Source organism: Mesorhizobium sp. B2-3-7 (genome assembly GCF_006442695.1).
Lineage (GTDB): Bacteria > Pseudomonadota > Alphaproteobacteria > Rhizobiales > Rhizobiaceae > Mesorhizobium.
The window spans coordinates 57,157-74,015 of record NZ_VFVV01000016.1; the positions used below are offsets into that span (position 1 = coordinate 57,157).

The window sequence follows — 16,859 nt, forward strand, 5'->3', positions numbered from 1 at the left end:
ATTCGTCGATGACGACACGCTGTATTCCCGACCATGATCGTGGTCTTTCGATTGCCGCCGCCGGGCGGCAAGGGCGCGAAGTCTGAGCCGATGCAGTTCGCGGCCGACATCGCAAGCCCGGGCCTGCCGCCGAGGACGCGCCGCAGGGCGCGCCGGCGCGCTGCGTCGTGGATCGTTGCCGCCGCTATCTTCGTTTCGCTGCTGGCCCTGCTGCCGCTTGCCTTCATCGTCTGGGTTGCCGTGCAGACCGGTTGGGAAACCGTCTCGGCGCTGGTTTTCCGGCCGCGTGTCGGCGAGCTTCTGGCCAACACCGTCCTGCTTGTCGCGCTCGCCGTGCCGATCGCCATCATCCTGTCGGTGGCGCTGGCCTGGCTGACCGAACGCAGCGACCTGCCCGGCGCCCGGCTGTGGGCCTGGCTATGCGTGGCGCCGCTCGCCATTCCCGCCTTCGTGCACAGCTATGCCTGGATCACCATGGTGCCCGGGCTGCATGGCTTGTGGGCCGGCGTGCTTGTCTCTGTCATAGCGTATTTCCCGTTCCTTTATCTGCCGGTATCGGCGGCCCTGCGCCGGCTCGATCCGGCGCTCGAAGACGCCGCGGCCGCACTCGGCCTTGGTCCCTGGCGTGTGTTCTGGCGCGTCGTGCTGCCGCAGCTCAGGCTTGCCATCTGTGGCGGCGCATTGCTGGTCGGCCTGCATCTGTTGGCCGAATACGGCCTTTACGTCTTCATCCGCTTCGACACCTTCACCACGGCGATCGTCGACCAGTTCCAATCGACCTTCAACGGGCCGGCCGCGAATATGCTGGCCGGCGTGCTGGTGAGCTGCTGCTTCGTGCTGCTCGGGCTGGAGGTGCTGGTGCGCGGGGAAGAGCGCTATGCCCGCGTCGGTTCGGGCGCCGCGCGCCACCAACAGCGCGCGCCGCTCGGCCGGGCGACCGTGCCTTGCCTGCTGCTGCTTGCCGCCACCACGCTTCTGGCGCTCGGCGTACCGTTCGTCACCATCGGACGCTGGCTTGCCGCCGGCGGCGCCGAGGTCTGGCGGCTCGACGAGATCGGCCTGGCGCTCGGCCAGACGTTGTTCCTGGCGCTCGCCGGCGCGCTGCTCGCCACCGTCGCCGCCATGCCGATGGCCTGGATCTCGATCCGCGCGCCGGGGCCTCTGCAGCGCTTGCTGGAGGGCTGCAACTACATCGTCGGATCGCTGCCCGGGGTCGTGATCGCACTGGCGCTGGTCACCATCACCGTGCGCATCGCCCTGCCGCTCTACCAGACCCTGTTCACCATCCTGGTTGCCTATGCCTTGATGTTCCTGCCCCGCGCCCTGATCAGCCTGCGGGCGTCGATCGCGCAGGCGCCGGTCGAGCTCGAGCGCGCCGCGTCCAGCCTCGGGCGGTCGCCGCTCCATGCATTGTGGTCGACGACGATCCGCCTGTCGGCGCCGGGTGCCGCCGCCGGCATGGCGCTGGTGGCGCTCGGCATCATGAACGAGCTGACCGCGACCCAGATGCTGGCGCCGAACGGCACCCGCACGCTGGCGATGGCGTTCTGGTCCTACAGCGGCGAGATCGACTACGCTTCGGCAGCACCTTACGCCTTCATCATGGTGGCGATGTCGCTGCCCCTGACCTGGCTGCTCTATGTCCAGTCAAAACGGATGGCTGGACGATGAGCTTTCTCGAACTCAGGGGCTTGCACAAGCATTACGGCCCGGTCGCGGCGCTTGCCGGCATCGATCTCGACATCGCCAGCGGCAGCCGCACGGCCATCGTCGGGCCGTCCGGCTGCGGCAAGACCACCTTGCTGCGGCTGATCGCCGGTTTCGAGGCGCCCGACCAGGGCAGCATCGTGCTTGACGGAAAGATGCTGGCCGACAGCGGCGGCGCCGTTCCGGCGCACCGCCGCGGTATCGGCCTGGTTGCACAGGACGGCGCCCTGTTTCCGCACCTGACGATTGGCGACAATATCGGTTTCGGGATGGACCGCAGGCTGGACAAACGCTCCGAACGCATCGTCGAACTGGCCTATATAGTAGGGCTGGACAAGGCGATCCTGAAGCGCCGCCCGCACGAACTCTCCGGCGGTCAGCAGCAACGCGTGGCGCTCGCCCGCGCCATGGCGATGAAGCCGCGGCTGATGCTGCTCGACGAACCGTTCTCGGCGCTCGACACCGGCCTGCGCGCCTCCATGCGCAAGGCCGTGGCGGAACTGCTCGAAGCCGCCGGCATCACCACCATCCTGGTGACGCACGATCAGGCCGAGGCGCTGTCCTTCGCCAGCCAGGTCGCGGTGATGCGCGAGGGCCGGTTCTCGCAGATCGGCACGCCGCGCGAACTTTATCTCAAGCCGAAGGACAGGATGATTGCCGAGTTCCTTGGCGACGCCATCATCCTGCCGGCGAAGATAGCGGGCGGTTTCGCCACGTCGCCGCTTGGCCGCATCGCCGTCGATACGTCGGACAGCCGCGATGTCGCCCGTATCATGTTGCGGCCGGAGCAGATCGGACTGAAGCGGACATCGCGCGAGGGCATGTCGGGCACGCCGGACATGCTTTTTGGCGAGGTAACGGAATCCGAATTCGCCGGCTCGACCTGCACGGTCGCGGTGCGGTTGCTCAACAGCCCCGACCCGCCGGACGCCGCCGCCATCGGCAGTACGCCGCTGATCCTGCGCAAGTCCGGCATGGACGCGCCGGCGGTCGGTGAGATCGTCCGGCTCACCGTGTCGGGACAGGCGCATGTATTCGCCTGACCGGCCGACGGTTCGCGGCTCGCTGATCAGCATGCAAGATTGGCGTCAGTCGACCCTCTTTGCAGCCTGATCGAACCAGTGAAGTTTCTCGGCCTTGGCCACGACGCGCAACTGGTCGCCGGGCTTGGCTGTTGCGCGCGCGGCCACACGCACGACGATGCGGTCGCCTCCTGCCGCACAGTGAAGAAAGCTGTCCGCTCCCACCGGCTCGACCGCCTCCACCATTGTCGGCAGCACGAGCGCGCCGGACGGTGCCTCGGCCGCGAAAGTGACATCGGCATCCTCGGGGCGGAAGCCAAGCGTGACGGCATTCGCAGGCGCAAAGTCGCTCGTCTTGCTGCCGGTCAGCGCCGGACCCGAAAGGGACAGAAGATTCATCGGCGGTGCGCCGATGAAAGAGGCGACGAACGTCGAGGCCGGCTTTTCGTAAATGTCGAGTGGCGCGCCCGCCTGCTCGACCAATCCGCCATTCATCACGACAAGGATGTCGGCCAACGTCATCGCTTCCAACTGGTCATGGGTGACGTAGACCGAGGTGACACCGAGCGAGCGCTGCAAGTTCTTGATTTCGACCCGCATCTGGCCGCGCAGCTTGGCATCGAGATTGGAGAGTGGCTCGTCGAACAGGAAGACTTTCGGATTGCGCACGATGGCGCGGCCCATGGCGACGCGCTGGCGTTGACCGCCTGAAAGCTCGCGCGGGCGCCGGTCAAGCAGCGCTGAAAGCTCCAGCACCTTGGCGGTCGAACGAACCCTGCTGTCGATCTCGTCCTTGGGCGTACCGCGATTGCGTAGCCCGTAAGCCATGTTGTCGTAGACTTTCATATGCGGATAGAGCGCATAGTTTTGGAACACCATGGCGATGTCGCGCTCGGTCGGGCCGATCGTGTTGACGATCTTGCCGTCGATAGCGACCGTGCCGGAAGAAATGGTCTCCAGCCCGGCGATCATCCTCAAAAGCGTGGACTTGCCGCAGCCGGACGGCCCGACCAGCACACAGAGTTCCTTGTCGGGAATGGCAATGGAGACGCCCTTCACGGCTTCGACGCCGCCGGCATATACTTTCTTCACGTCCCTCAGATCGACCGTCGCCATCGGCTTCTCACTTTTCGGTGTCGACCAGTCCGCGCACGAACCAGCGCTGCATCAGCACCACAACCAGGATTGGCGGCAAGATTGCCAGGATCGCCGTGACCATGACCAAATGCCATTGGGTGTCGGCATCGGCGAAGGAGACCATCTTCTTCAGTGCGATGACGATGGTGTTCATATCGTTGCTGTTGGTGACCAGCAGCGGCCACAGATACTGCGTCCAGCCGTAGATGAAAAGAATGACGAACAGCGCCGCGATATTGGTGCGCGACAATGGCAACAGGATATCGAAAAAGAACCGCCATGGACCGGCGCCGTCGACGCGCGCCGCCTCGACCAACTCGCCCGGGATGGTCATGAAGAACTGGCGGAACAACAACGTTGCGGTGGCCGAGGCGATCAGCGGGATGATCAGTCCGGCATAAGTGTCGATCATACCGAGGTCGACCATTACCTTGTAGGTCGGCAGGATGCGCACCTCGACGGGAAGCATCAGGGTGATGAAGATCAGCCAGAAGAAAGTCATGCGCAGCGGAAAACGGAAGAAGACGATCGCATAGGCCGACAGGATCGAGATGAATATCTTTCCGACCGCGACGCCGAGCGCCATGATCGTGGAGTTGAGGAGCAGCCTGCCGACGCCGAGCCCGCCGATGCGGCCGACGCCGCCGAACAGCGCCTCGCCGTAATTGTTCCAGAACTCGCTGCCCGGCCGGAAAGGCAGTGGCGGCCTAAGGATGGTTTGCAGCGTCTGCGTCGAGGCAACGAAAGTGTAGTAGATCGGAAAGGCCACGATCAGTATGCCGAGGATGAGCACGGCATGTGCAAGGAAAATGCGAAACGGGGATTGACCGATCATCGCGCTCCTCAGCCGTAATGAACCTTCCGTTCCACGTAGCGGAACTGGATGGCGGTGAGCGCGATGACGATGACCATCAGGATGACCGACTGCGCCGCCGAATCGCCGAGGATCAGATTGACGAAGCCGTCATTGTAGACCTTGTAGACCAGTGTCTCGGTGGCCTTGCCCGGCCCACCGCCGGTGACGGCGTGGACGATGCCGAACGTGTCGAACAGCGCATAGACGGTATTGACGACCAAAAGGAAAAACGTCGTCGGCGCCAAAAGCGGGAAGACGATGGTCCAGAAGCGCTTGGTTTCGCCAGCGCCGTCGATCGCCGCCGCCTCGATCAGCGTTTTCGGCACCGCCTGCAGCCCGGCGACGAAGAACAGGAAATTGTAGCTGATCTGCTTCCAGGCGGCCGCCGCCACCAGAAGGATCATGGCGTCGGTGCCGTTGAGCAGCGGATCCCAGGCGACGCCCAAACGTCTCAGCAGATAAGACAGCGAGCCGATCGATGGATTGAACAGGAACAGCCACAGCATGCCTGCAATCGCCGGCGCCACCGCGTAGGGCCAGATCATCAGCGTGCGGTAGAGGCCTTTGCCGCGCACCACCTTTTCCGCCATCACGGCAAGGAGCAGCGCCACGCCCATGGCAACGATCACGGTCGCGAGCGAAAACACCACTGTGACCTTGATCGAGTTGAGATAGGCCGGGTCGGCAAGCACCTTGCGGAAATTGGCAAACCAGACGAACCTGCTCCTCAGCCCGAACGGGTCCTGCCTCAGCATCGACTGGTAGAGCGCCTGCCCGGCCGGCCAGTAGAAGAACACCAGCGTGATGGCAAGTTGCGGCGCCACCAGGAGGTATGGCAAGACTTTGTTGGGAAAGACGACGCGCGGGGTCAATGCGCCGCTCCGGCGTGGAAAGCCGAGCGGCACTCTACGGCGCTCACCGCTGCCCTGCCGGGCATCTCCCCTTCTTGGAGGAAGATTGGCAGTTCCTGCGGCAGCTGCCATTCTCCAGCTTTGACAATCGCCGAAAACGGTCGCGACAGCCAGTCTCCCCCCTTCAGGGGGAGATGCCCGGCAGGGCAGAGGGGGGCCTCGTAGAGCAAGGACTATAACTCGATAGGTTCGGACGCGCCCTAATTCCCCAGCGCTTCCTTGATTGCCGCGTTGCCACGCGTGACCGCATTGTCGAGCGCCTGCTGGGCGGTTTCCTGGCCGGCAAGCATCTTTTCGAACTCCTCGTTCTGGATGTCGCGCACCTGCGGCAAGTTCGGCAACCGCACGCCCTTCGAATTGTCGGTCGGCGCCTTGCCCGTCATCTGCAGGATCGGCGTCTCGCGACCGGGATTCTTGTCGTAGAAGCCGGACTTTTTCGTCGCCTCATAGGCGGCGAGCGTCACCGGCAGGTATCCCGATTTCTGGTGCAGATATTCCTGCACATCGGTCTTGGACAGATAGGCGAAGAAAGCCGCGACGCCTTTGTACTCCTCGTCGGACTTGCCGCCGAAGACCCAAAGGCTCGCACCGCCCGGCGTCGTGTTCTGCGGCGCGCCCTTGGCGTCGCTGTCATAGGGCAACTGGCCAATGCCGTAGTTCATGCCCGACTTGACGATGTCGCCTAGGCCGCCCGAGGATTCGGTGAAGATGCCGCATTCGCCGGCGAGGAATATCTGCTTGGCTTCGGAGGTGCGCCCGCCATATTTGAAGGTGCCGTCCTTGGCCAGATCGGCGAGCGCCTGGAAATGTTTGACGAAGATCGGCGAGTTGATCTTGAGTTCGACATCACCGCCGGCCAGGCCATTCTGCTGCGTGGCCCACGGCACATCGTTCCACGCCGCGAAGTTTTCCAGGTGTATCCAGGTCAGCCAGGTCGAGGTGTAGCCGCAAGCGGCGGCGCCGCTCGCCTTGATCTTTTTGGCATCCTCCCACACCTCGTTCCAGGTCTTGGGTGGGTTGTTCACATCGAGCCCCGCCTTCTGGAAGATGTCCTTGTTGTAGTAGAGGATCGGCGAGGAGGAGTTGTAGGGGAAGGACAGCATGGTGCCGTCCGGCGTCGAATAATAACCGACGATGCCTGGCAGATACTGGCTCTTGTCAAAGTCCATCCCGGCGCCGGTCAGCACCTCGGCCACTGGCTTGATCGCGTCCCGGGCCGCCATCATCACGCCGGTGCCGACATCGAACACCTGGATGATGTCAGGCGACTGGCCGGCGCGATAGGCGGCGATGCCGGCATTCAGCGTTTCGGGATAGGTGCCCTTGAAAACCGGAACAATCTGGTAGTCGCCCTGGCTGGCGTTGAAATCCTTGGAAATCTTGTCGACGACCTCTGCGTTGGCGCCGGTCATGGCGTGCCACCAGCTGATCTGCGTGACGGCGAAGGCGGAGGTTGTGGAAAGCAGGGTCACGGCGACACCGGCCGCGAAGCCAAAGAACTTCATGTTTCGTCTCCCGTTCTCATTGCTTGTCATTGGCGAAAGGGGCACTCCCGCAATGGCACTATGTGTCGTTCGCGCGCAGCGGACAACGGTTTTGTTGCGGGCAGGCGCACTTCATGTCCGGCTAAAGTAGCGTTCACTTCCGGATGAAAGTGACCCGGAAAAGGATTGCATAGCGGCTTGCTGCTTGAATTGATGTACCAGGGACCTGTCTCGAGACGGTCAGCGACCTCACCGACGGACGGCGTCTAACAGCACATGACAACACTGACATGACAACGCTGAAAAAGGCGTCGGTTTAATGCTCGGTCGATGCGTGGAAATTCCCGTCCCGCGCTCAGCCTGACGGATTTGACATCGGCCAATCAGTCTGCTGGCCGGGAATGGGTCTGCCGCCGCTCAGTTCTGCTGCCGCTCGGTTCCAGAAGCGCGCGGCAAGTAGAGATGCAGGCTTGTTCCCTGACCGATTTCGCTATCGATTCGGACATGCCCACCGGATTGCTTGATGAAGCCGTAAACTTGGCTTAGCCCGAGTCCCGTACCCTGCCCTTCCGATTTTGTTGTGAAGAATGGTTCGAAAACGCGCGCCAGGGTGTCCTTGCTCATTCCACAGCCGGTATCGCGTACAGTCACGCGAACAAATGAAGCCGCCGCTGAACGCAAATCCTCCAGATCATTTGGAAAATTGCTGGTCTCAATCGTGAGGGTGCCACTGCCTTTCATTGCATCTCTGGCGTTCACCGCAAGGTTAAGAACGGCGATGTCGAGCTGGTTGGCATCGATAAGGATAGGGTCCAAGGCTGGATCCAGATTGCATTGCACCCGGATACCGCTCCCCAACGTCCGTTCCAGCAGCGTCGTCAGCCCCTTGATACGTTCATTGAGATCAATCTGTTCCGGGACCAGGGATTGGCGTCGCGAAAAGGCAAGCAGTTGCTGTGTTAGCGCTCCTCCATTTTCGATCCGCCTGAACATCTCCTCGACCAGCAGAGTGACTTTCTCATCCGCAGGATCTTTAGCGATCTGTTTCTCCAGAAGCCGAAGGCCAGACCCGAAAACGGCGAGTAGGTTGTTGAAGTCATGGACAATGCCAGCTGCGAGGCGTCCAATGGCTTCGAGCTTTTGTGACTGGCGTGCGTTTTCTTCTCTTGATCGCTGGGCCGAGACATCGCGCAGGCTGGCAAGCAATGCGGGCCTGCTGTCCCAGGTAACCTCGACCGTACGCATTTCCACTTCTGCCGGCTTGCGGCCGGAACGGTGAACGGTGATCTCGGCGATCTCTCCGGAGACGACCGGACGGCCGAGCGGAACGTGGAGGAGTTCGTCAAGCGGCTGTCCAAAAATTACGGCTGCCGCAGGATTGGCATAGAGCACTGTTCCGTCCAAATCGACCACCAGCATCCCGTCGGCGGTATTTTCGATCAACTGGCGAAAGCTGAGCTGGCTGATGCCAGCCGGAGATGTATCTCCGGGCGATTCCAGCATTTCGGCGGCGTTTTGCGCCGTATTCAAGGCGCTCTTCATGTCGACGTGTTGTCCACGGCGGAGTCGCCGAACACATCAGGCGCGCTGTCAAAGGGCTTTCCAAGATGCATACCGCCACTGTCGATGGTGAAGCGCCGTATCTGTTTGTCGTGTTCGCTGCCGCGCATTTTCAGCACCATCATGCCGCGATGCATGAATTCTTCCTGCTGAATGTAGCGCAACAGAATGATCGAATCGGTGAGTGTGGAAATATGCTGCTCGCTAGCGCTCTGGCCTCCGACAAGCGATTTGTTGGTAGCGGTGCAAAGGCCGGCAATTTCGCGCTTCTTTATGAAGGAGGTGACGCTGATCAAGAACTCACGAAACCCGGTTTCTGGCGCGATGCGCTCCAATGCCGACAAGCTGTCGATTGCCATGCGATCGGGTTTGAACTCCGCCACCAGTTCGCGGATCATCAGAAGGTGATCCGGCAAACTCTGCGCTTCCGGATAAAGGCAGACTACCTTCAGGCGACCATCCGCCTCCATCGCTTCGAAATCGACGCCCCAGCTACGCGCGTTGCGGAAAAGCTGGCCGCGGCTCTCCTCATAGCCGACGAGCAAGGCGCGTTCGCCCGCAGCCACTCCGCCCGCTAGAAAGTTGGTGACAAGTAGAGTCTTTCCGGTGCCTGTGGCTCCACTGACAAGGGTTACGCTGTCGCGAAAGAACCCGCCGCTGCACATTTTGTCGAGTTCGGAATTACCACTGGTGACCCGTTTCGTGCTTGATTGCTGCTCCAGGCGCAACGATGACAGAGGCACAGCTACGATGCCCTGTTCGGCGACCAGCGTTATGGGCACTTCGCCCTCAACGTGACGGCTGCCGCGCATTTTCAGGACTTCTATAGTCCGCCGACGGCGCTCGCGATCAAGGGCATTGCGAAGGATCACGACATTGTCTGCGACGAACTCCTCTATTCGGTGACGGGAGATTTCACCATATTCACTGTTGCGTTCCGCGGTCATAAGGACCGTCAGCCCTTCTTTCTTCAGCGCGGTCGCAATACGTAGAAGTTCGCGGCGCACTGCCGTCTGCTCGGCTACGAAATGATCGAAAAGTTGGGTAACCGAATCGAGCACGATGCGCTTTGCCCCGGCGCTTCGGCTCGCGTGCAGAATGCGGGTCAGAAGACCGGCGAGGTCGAAATCGCCCACAACCACCTGGTCCTGATCGCGCGGGCTCGCATCGACGAAAACAAGCTTGTCCGCCGCTCGCCAGCCGCGGATGTCCCAGCCGAAGCTCGCCATGTTTACCTCGATCTCGGTTGGCGACTCCTCGAAAGTGACGAAGACACCGGCCTCATTGAGACCGGTGATGCCATGCGCCAGGAACTGCGTGGCGAATACGGTCTTGCCGCTACCGGGCGTGCCGCCCACGATGGTGGTGCGTCCGCGCGGCAAGCCACCCATCACCAAGTCGTCAAAAGCCTCGATCCCTGTATTGACGCGTTCAAGAACCGGGTCGATAGAGATCTCATCCGTCGCGGTCATGAATATCATCCTTCTTGCGAAAACCGAAATAGTCCAGAACCTGAGCGATATTGCTGATGTCGCCCACCAGACGGCGCGGGGGATCGGCGGATTCGTCGGAGAGCGTCGGCGTTGCTAGTATCCCTGCTCGCTCCGCCTCATGAGGATGTTCCAGGATATCGAAGATCTGGATTTCAATGGATGCGCTCATCTCCTCGATTATCTTCAGGCGGCTTTCCAGTGCCCGACGAGCACCGGGCGTGTCTCCGGCGATGTAGAGCCGGAGAAGGGGATGGGCCCCTGAAGCGGGCGGTTGTTCCGGGTTCATATCTCACGCTGGTTGCACGGGTTCAGTATCGACGTGCTCTACGCGACACGCCAGCAATTCAACCGCAGGGCTTTGTTGTCCGCCTTGGGCGATCTTCTAGCATTTCGCCTGGAGCCGACGCGCCACAGCTCGCGCTCGATGGGGCCTGGATCAGCACCCCTGTCACTTCTTAGACATTCGCGCTTTGCGCGTCTGCGCACTAGTGGACATTTCTCCGGTTATTGGGATATGGGCCGCAAGCGATCGTTCGGAGGAGTGTAAATGGAAGCCCGCGCCCACATAGACTCCGGCATGATCGGCAACAATCTTCTGCGGGCACTCACCGCGGCAGATTGGGCAATCCTCGAGCCTTGGCTGGATGAGTGGTCGGCCCCCACCGGAACACTGCTTTATGAACCTGGTGACACGGTTCGCCATGCATACTTCCCGAGAGGTCCCAGCCTGATTTCCTATCTCGTCGTGCTGAGCGACGGGCGTGCGATCGAGACGGCTCTGGTCGGACGAGAAGGGGCAATTGGCGGAGTTGTCAGCCAAGGCAGGCTCCCAGCTTACGCTCGCGCTGAAGTACAATTGGGAGGTTCGTTCTTCCGCATCGACCTGCTTAACCTTGAAGAGGCGAAGTCCAGGTCGTCGACGCTACGGAATCTGTTCGCGCGGTACGCGGACTGCCTGATGGCGCAGATGTTCCAGTCCGTGGCCTGCAATGCCGCGCATTCGATCGAGCAACGGACAGCGAAATGGCTGCTGGCCGCCATTGATCGGACGGGCACTCCCGATCTGGCGCTGACACAAGAACAGCTCGCCGTAATGCTCGGAGTCGGCCGGAGCTATTTGAGCCGCGTCATACGCGATCTGAAAGAACACGGTCTCATTGAGACCCATCGTGCCCGGATCGTCGTTCGCAAGGTCGACGGCCTGCGGTGGCTTGCTTGCGAGTGCAATGCGGCGGTCAGTCATCACTTCGACGAAGTATTGAAGGGCGTCTATCCCCTGCCGACCAACGGCTCGTCTGGCCGATAGCACAAACGGCTCGCCATATATGTCCTTAAGGTGAGTCCCTGGACGCCGAGGCTTGGACTACTATCTCGGCAAGCCGGCGCCGATCCAGGCATTCGACGAATTGACCGGGTCGGCTCAGGCCGACGCGGATGGGCTGGGCGGAACCGTTGCGTGGTCAAGCCGCGCTTGCGCCCAGCCTTGTCCCAGCCTCTTCAAGACCCGAGCGCGGCCTCGACAAGCCGCTTGGCGTCCGGCCCCGACCACTCGGCCGGGCCGTTCATATGGGCGATCAGGCAGCCTTCGCCGTCGATCAGCATGGTGACGGGCAGGCCGAGCGCCAGGCCGCGCGTCTTGAGCTCGTTGAACAGCGCCATCGTCGAATCCCTGTAATAGCCGAGCGCCTCGACGCCGGTGTCCTTGAGGAACTTCTTCGGCTTCACGTCGTCGCCGGCATCGACGTTGACGGCGACGACCTGGAACGCATCGCTGCCTTTCTCCTTCTGCAAGGCGTCCAGCGCCGGCATTTCGGCGCGGCATGGCGCGCACCATGTCGCCCACAGATTGAGCAGCACCGTCTTGCCGGCATGGTCGGCGATGGTCATCGGCTTGCCGTCCGGGTCGTTGAAGGCGAGGCTCTTCATCGATTGCGGCGGATCGGCTGGCAAGAGCGCCGCGACCTCGCCGGTGGCGGCTGCGGCGATCTTCTTGGCGCGTTCGCTCTTGGCGGCGCAGGCGACATCGTCCTTGCTGTCTCCGACGGCGACTTGCGACGCGGCGTTGTTGCCAGACTGGCTCTCGCTGACATATACCGCGACCGCGCCGGCCAGCGCTCCCGCCACCAGGGCGGCGAGGATCAGGCGCGGGGCCGGGAAAAATCTGTTTCCGTCTGCCATGTTCTCAAAACTGCTCCGAGCACGGGTTTTATAGCCATGAGCGACAACAAGACCAGCAACCAGATGTGGGGCGGACGATTTGCCTCGGGTCCGGCCGCGATCATGGAAGCAATCAACGCATCGATCTCGTTCGACCGCAAACTCTATGCGCAGGACATCAGAGGTTCGATCGCCCATAGCGCGATGCTGGCGCAAACGGGCATTATTTCGGCGGCCGATCAAGAGAAAATCGCTCACGGCCTGAACACGATCCTGAAAGAGATCGAGGCGGGCACGTTTGAATTCTCGACCAGGCTGGAAGACATCCACATGAACGTCGAGGCCCGCCTCGCCGAGCTGATCGGTCCGGCCGCCGGCCGGCTGCACACGGCCCGCTCTCGCAACGACCAGGTTGCAGTGGACCTCCGGCTCTGGGTCAAGGACGAGTGCTTTCGCGTCGCCGAGGCCTTGAAGGGTCTCATCAGTGCGTTGCTGGAGCGGGCCGAGCAGCACGCCGCGACGGTGATGCCGGGCTTCACCCATATGCAGGCGGCGCAGCCGGTGACATTCGGCCACCACTGCATGGCCTATGTCGAGATGTTTTCGCGCGACCTGTCGCGGGTGCGCGACGCCGTCGAACGCATGGACGAGAGCCCGCTTGGTGCGGCCGCCCTTGCCGGCACCAGCTTTCCGATCGACCGCCACCAGACCGCCAGTGCGCTCGGCTTCCGCGAGCCGATGCGCAATTCGCTGGACAGCGTCTCGGACCGCGATTTCGCGCTGGAATTCCTGGGACTGGCGGCCATATGCGCCACGCATCTGTCGCGGCTGGCGGAAGAAATCATCATCTGGTCGACGCCGCAATTCGGCTTCATCAGGCTGTCGGACAGCTTCTCCACCGGCTCCTCGATCATGCCGCAGAAGAAGAACCCCGACGCCGCCGAACTGGTGCGCGGCAAGACCGGGCGCGTCACCGGCCATCTGGTCGGCCTGCTGACGGTGATGAAGGGCATGCCTTTGACCTATGGCAAGGACATGCAGGAAGACAAGGAATCGGTGTTCGATGCCGCCGAGACGCTCGACCTGATGCTGGCGGCGATGACCGGCATGGTCTCCGATATGACGGTGAACGCGGCGGCGATGAAGAAGGCTGCCGGCTCCGGCCACGCAACCGCGACCGACCTTGCCGACTGGCTGGTGCGCACGCTCGGCCTGCCGTTCCGGGAAGCGCATCATGTCACGGGACGGGCGGTGGCGCTGGCCGAAGAGAAGAAGCTGAGCCTGGAGAAGCTTGCGCTGGAAGACTTGCAGTCGATCCACCCCGGCATCACGAAGGACATTTTTTCGGTGCTGGCCGTGCAGAACTCTGTGAAGAGCCGCACCTCCTTCGGCGGCACCGCACCGTCGGAAGTCAGGAAGCAGATCCGCTACTGGAAAAAGCGGCTGGCCAAGGCGTGATGCCGGACATTGCGGCCAGCCATATCCCGGATATTGCAACCGCCAATATCCACGATATTGCAACGGCAATATCCAGGGTGCAATGCGCCGAGAACTCGGCTAAAAGCAGCGGCGGAAAAAAGTTTCGGACGGATGGATCGATGACCGGAAGCAGGATTTTGGTGACACTGACGCTGCTTGCGGCGGTTGCCGCCGTTACGGCTTGCGGCAGAAGGTCCGGTCTCGACACGCCTTACGAGGCGGCCGTGCAGGCGCGCAAGGACGCCGAGAAGGCACACCAACCCGTGCCGCCGGAACCGGAAAAACCGGTCGCGGACAAGAAGTTCATTCTCGACCCGCTGCTCTAGAGCCGGTCAGAGCGGTTTAGAGTGCTAAACCCGCTCCTACCCTGCTCCAACTTTTCGGAACCACTCTCGTGAACCATTTCGACTACCGCGACGGCGTGCTTCATGCCGAGGACGTGGCGATATCGGACATCGCCGCAACCGTCGGCACGCCATTCTACTGCTATTCGACGGCCACGCTGACCAGGCACTACCACGTCTTCGTCCAGGCATTTGCCGGGCTCGATGCACTGGTCTGCTACGCCATGAAGGCGAATTCCAATCAGGCGGTGCTCAAAACCCTGGCCAGGCTCGGCGCCGGAGCCGACGTGGTGTCGGAAGGCGAGTTGCGGCGCGCGCTGGCAGCCGGCATCCCGGCCAGCAAGATCCTGTTCTCCGGCGTCGGCAAGACCGCGCGTGAGATGGACTTTGCGCTGGCAGCCGGCATCCTGTGCTTCAACGTCGAATCCGAGCCCGAACTCGAACTGCTCTCGTCGCGCGCCGTTGCCCTGGGCAAGGTGGCGCCGGTCTCGCTGCGCATCAATCCGGATGTCGACGCCAGGACGCACAAGAAGATCTCGACAGGCAAAGCCGAGAACAAGTTCGGCATCCCATGGCAGAAGGCGCGTCAGGTCTATGCGCGCGCGGCTGAATTGCCGGGCATCAAGGTCACCGGCATCGACACCCATATCGGCAGCCAGATCACCGAGCTGCAACCCTTCGACGATGCCTTCGCGCTTTTGGTGGAACTGGTCGGCGCGCTGCGCGCCGACGGCCATGCCATCGAGCATGTCGATCTCGGCGGCGGTCTCGGCATTCCCTACCGCGTCGACAACAACCCGCCACCGCTCCCCGACGCCTACGCGCAGATCGTCCGCAAGCACGTCACCAAGCTTGGCTTGAAGGTGATGTTCGAGCCGGGCCGGCTGATCGTTGGCAATGCCGGTATCCTCGTCTCGCAAGTGATCTTCGCCAAAGAAGGCGATGCCAAGAATTTCCTCGTCGTCGACGCCGCCATGAACGACCTGATCCGGCCGACGCTCTACGACGCTTTCCACGACATAAGACCGGTGGTGCTGCCGCCCGCCGACGCGCCGCGCATGACGGTCGATATCGTCGGCCCGGTCTGCGAGACCGGCGACTATCTCGGCCTCGACCGCGACCTGCCAAGGCTCAAGTCCGGCGACCTGGTCGCCATCGCCACCGCCGGCGCCTATGGCGCGGTACAGGCGGGCACCTACAACACCCGCCTACTGGTGCCGGAAGTGCTGGTCGACGGCGATCGTTTCCACGTCGTGCGCCCGCGCCAGACCTATGACGAACTGATCGGGCTGGATTCGATCCCCGACTGGCTTGCATAGAAGCCGCCGAAGGCGGTCCTAGCTATAGCCGGTTCTGGATGAGCGCTCTTGTCTCAGCGATCCTGTCCTCGTCGCGGCGATAGAATGTCCATTGCTTGATGCGCTTGGCCCGTAACAGCCCTGCCTGGGTGAGCACACGCATGTGCTCGCTGAGCGTCGCCTGGGTAATGCCGAGCTTTTCGGCGATCAGCAGCGCACAGACGCCGTCCTCGACCAGATCGCCATCCGCCTGGGCCGGGAAATGCGCGCGCGGATCCTTCAGCCAGTCGAGGATCCGCAGCCTTCGTTCGTTGGCGATCGCCTTGAACACATCAACCTCTTGCATTTAGCCATTTTGCCAAGTTACTAATTGCTGTCAATCCCAAGGAGATGGCCATGACCAACGGCAACACCATAACGCGCGAACGCATCGCGATGATGGAACCGCGCATCCGTCGCTATGTGCGCCACACGCCGGTGCTGCGCGTCGACATGGCCGACTTCGACCGGCCGCCGCTGGCGGTCGATCTCAAACTCGAATGCCTGCAGCATTCCGGTTCGTTCAAGGCGCGCGGCGCGTTCACCAATCTTCTCGAGCGGCAGGTCCCCGGGGCCGGTGTCGTCGCCGCCTCGGGCGGCAATCATGGAGCGGCGGTGGCGTATGCCGCCATGCGTCTCGGCCACAGGGCGACCATCTTCGTTCCGGAGGTGAGCCCGCCGGCCAAGCTGGAGCGCATTCGCAGCTACGGCGCCGAGCTGGTCGTCGGCGGCGCCCGCTATGCCGAGGCGCTGGCCGCCAGCGAACGTTTCGCCGAGCAAACCGGCGCCTTGCAGATCCACGCTTTCAACCAGGAGGAAACGCTTATCGGGCAAGGCACGCTCGGGCTGGAAATCGAGAACGACCTGCCTCAGATCGACACTTTGCTGGTCGCCGTCGGCGGCGGCGGCCTGATCGGCGGCATCGCCGCCTGGTTCGCCGGCCGTATCCGCATCGTCGCCGTCGAACCGGAGGGCGCGCCGACACTCTATCGCGCCCTCGAGGCCGGCCATCCGGTCGATGCGCCGGCCGAGGGCATCGCCGCCGATTCCCTGGCGCCCAAACGTGTCGGCGAGATGATGTTCCCGATCGCCGAGGCCTTCGTGGAACGCTCCATCCTGGTCAGCGACGACGACATCGTCGCCGCCCAGAAGGCGCTGTGGGACCGGGTGCGGATCATCTCGGAACCCGGTGGCGCCGCGGCGTTCGGCGCCATCCTGTCCGGCCGCTATGCGCCGGCACCCGGCGAACGGCTCGCCGTCCTGGTCTGCGGCGCGAACGCAAACCCGGCGAAATTCTGATCGCCGCGCCTTTCTCTCCTTCACGTTTTTCAGGAACTGCCTCGCCTTCGCCGCGTTTGCTGGGTATTCTTCG

The 16,859-nt window shown here is 62.5% G+C and carries 16 protein-coding genes; 7 read left to right on the forward strand and 9 right to left on the reverse strand.

Annotated features, from left to right (window positions below; translation table 11 throughout):
- Nucleotides 1-90: 90 nt before the first annotated feature.
- Together FJ940_RS25305 and FJ940_RS25310 are read left to right on the forward strand one after the other, a co-directional pair.
- Nucleotides 91-1,671: an iron ABC transporter permease gene (locus FJ940_RS25305; protein ID WP_181165391.1), complete on the forward strand. Its 1,581-nt coding sequence runs from the start codon at nucleotides 91-93 to the stop codon at nucleotides 1,669-1,671.
- Nucleotides 1,668-2,750, forward strand: coding sequence for an ABC transporter ATP-binding protein (locus FJ940_RS25310; protein WP_140513869.1), 1,083 nt, complete (start codon nucleotides 1,668-1,670; stop codon nucleotides 2,748-2,750). Before FJ940_RS25305 ends, FJ940_RS25310 begins: the two co-directional genes overlap by 4 nt.
- Nucleotides 2,751-2,795: 45 nt before the next feature.
- On the opposite strand, the gene FJ940_RS25315 is transcribed toward FJ940_RS25310, so the two are convergent.
- The 7 genes from FJ940_RS25315 to FJ940_RS25350 all read right to left on the reverse strand — a co-directional run bounded on the left by FJ940_RS25315 (nucleotide 2,796) and on the right by FJ940_RS25350 (nucleotide 10,456).
- Nucleotides 2,796-3,845, reverse strand: a complete 1,050-nt coding sequence (locus FJ940_RS25315; protein ID WP_140500808.1) for a sn-glycerol-3-phosphate import ATP-binding protein UgpC — start codon at nucleotides 3,843-3,845, stop codon at nucleotides 2,796-2,798.
- A gap of 7 nt (nucleotides 3,846-3,852) precedes the next feature.
- On the reverse strand, nucleotides 3,853-4,701 hold the full coding sequence (ugpE, locus tag FJ940_RS25320; RefSeq protein ID WP_140500807.1) for a sn-glycerol-3-phosphate ABC transporter permease UgpE: 849 nt from the start codon (nucleotides 4,699-4,701) through the stop codon (nucleotides 3,853-3,855).
- 8 nt (nucleotides 4,702-4,709) lie between these two features.
- Nucleotides 4,710-5,594, reverse strand: a complete 885-nt coding sequence (ugpA, locus tag FJ940_RS25325; protein WP_140513871.1) for a sn-glycerol-3-phosphate ABC transporter permease UgpA — start codon at nucleotides 5,592-5,594, stop codon at nucleotides 4,710-4,712.
- A 239-nt stretch (nucleotides 5,595-5,833) separates the two neighbouring features.
- Nucleotides 5,834-7,138 (reverse strand): sn-glycerol-3-phosphate ABC transporter substrate-binding protein UgpB, encoded by a 1,305-nt coding sequence (gene ugpB, locus FJ940_RS25335; RefSeq protein WP_140633277.1) that lies wholly within the window; start codon nucleotides 7,136-7,138, stop codon nucleotides 5,834-5,836.
- A gap of 396 nt (nucleotides 7,139-7,534) precedes the next feature.
- Nucleotides 7,535-8,659: an ATP-binding protein gene (locus FJ940_RS25340; protein ID WP_140658255.1), complete on the reverse strand. Its 1,125-nt coding sequence runs from the start codon at nucleotides 8,657-8,659 to the stop codon at nucleotides 7,535-7,537.
- Nucleotides 8,656-10,149: a circadian clock protein KaiC gene (gene kaiC / locus FJ940_RS25345; protein WP_140500803.1), complete on the reverse strand. Its 1,494-nt coding sequence runs from the start codon at nucleotides 10,147-10,149 to the stop codon at nucleotides 8,656-8,658. Before kaiC ends, FJ940_RS25340 begins: the two co-directional genes overlap by 4 nt.
- Complete coding sequence (locus tag FJ940_RS25350; protein WP_140500802.1) at nucleotides 10,133-10,456, reverse strand: circadian clock KaiB family protein; 324 nt, start codon at nucleotides 10,454-10,456, stop codon at nucleotides 10,133-10,135. The genes kaiC and FJ940_RS25350 overlap by 17 nt, the downstream gene beginning before the upstream one ends.
- A 261-nt stretch (nucleotides 10,457-10,717) precedes the next feature.
- On the opposite strand from FJ940_RS25350, the gene FJ940_RS25355 reads away from it, so the two are divergent.
- Nucleotides 10,718-11,476 carry a Crp/Fnr family transcriptional regulator gene (locus tag FJ940_RS25355; RefSeq protein WP_140513873.1) on the forward strand — a complete coding sequence of 253 codons (759 nt, stop codon included), beginning with the start codon at nucleotides 10,718-10,720 and terminating at the stop codon, nucleotides 11,474-11,476.
- A 191-nt stretch (nucleotides 11,477-11,667) separates the two neighbouring features.
- On the opposite strand, the gene FJ940_RS25360 is transcribed toward FJ940_RS25355, so the two are convergent.
- Nucleotides 11,668-12,348: a TlpA disulfide reductase family protein gene (locus FJ940_RS25360; RefSeq protein WP_140633280.1), complete on the reverse strand. Its 681-nt coding sequence runs from the start codon at nucleotides 12,346-12,348 to the stop codon at nucleotides 11,668-11,670.
- Nucleotides 12,349-12,384: 36 nt separating this feature from the next.
- Here FJ940_RS25360 and argH point away from each other — a divergent pair, with 36 nt between their 5' ends.
- From argH to lysA, 3 genes are all read left to right on the forward strand, one after another.
- Complete coding sequence (gene argH / locus FJ940_RS25365) at nucleotides 12,385-13,785, forward strand: argininosuccinate lyase (protein WP_140658257.1); 1,401 nt, start codon at nucleotides 12,385-12,387, stop codon at nucleotides 13,783-13,785.
- Nucleotides 13,786-13,925: 140 nt separating this feature from the next.
- Complete coding sequence (locus FJ940_RS25370; protein ID WP_140500798.1) at nucleotides 13,926-14,132, forward strand: lipoprotein; 207 nt, start codon at nucleotides 13,926-13,928, stop codon at nucleotides 14,130-14,132.
- Nucleotides 14,133-14,200: 68 nt separating this feature from the next.
- Complete coding sequence (gene lysA, locus FJ940_RS25375) at nucleotides 14,201-15,469, forward strand: diaminopimelate decarboxylase (RefSeq protein ID WP_140513876.1); 1,269 nt, start codon at nucleotides 14,201-14,203, stop codon at nucleotides 15,467-15,469.
- Nucleotides 15,470-15,491: 22 nt separating this feature from the next.
- Here the strand turns inward: lysA and FJ940_RS25380 are convergent, their stop codons facing one another.
- Nucleotides 15,492-15,794 (reverse strand): metalloregulator ArsR/SmtB family transcription factor, encoded by a 303-nt coding sequence (locus FJ940_RS25380; RefSeq protein ID WP_140513877.1) that lies wholly within the window; start codon nucleotides 15,792-15,794, stop codon nucleotides 15,492-15,494.
- A 50-nt stretch (nucleotides 15,795-15,844) separates the two neighbouring features.
- Here FJ940_RS25380 and FJ940_RS25385 point away from each other — a divergent pair, with 50 nt between their 5' ends.
- Entirely contained in the window at nucleotides 15,845-16,786 is a 942-nt protein-coding gene (locus FJ940_RS25385) for a threonine/serine dehydratase (protein WP_140584042.1), read from the forward strand.
- Nucleotides 16,787-16,859: the final 73 nt, after the last annotated feature.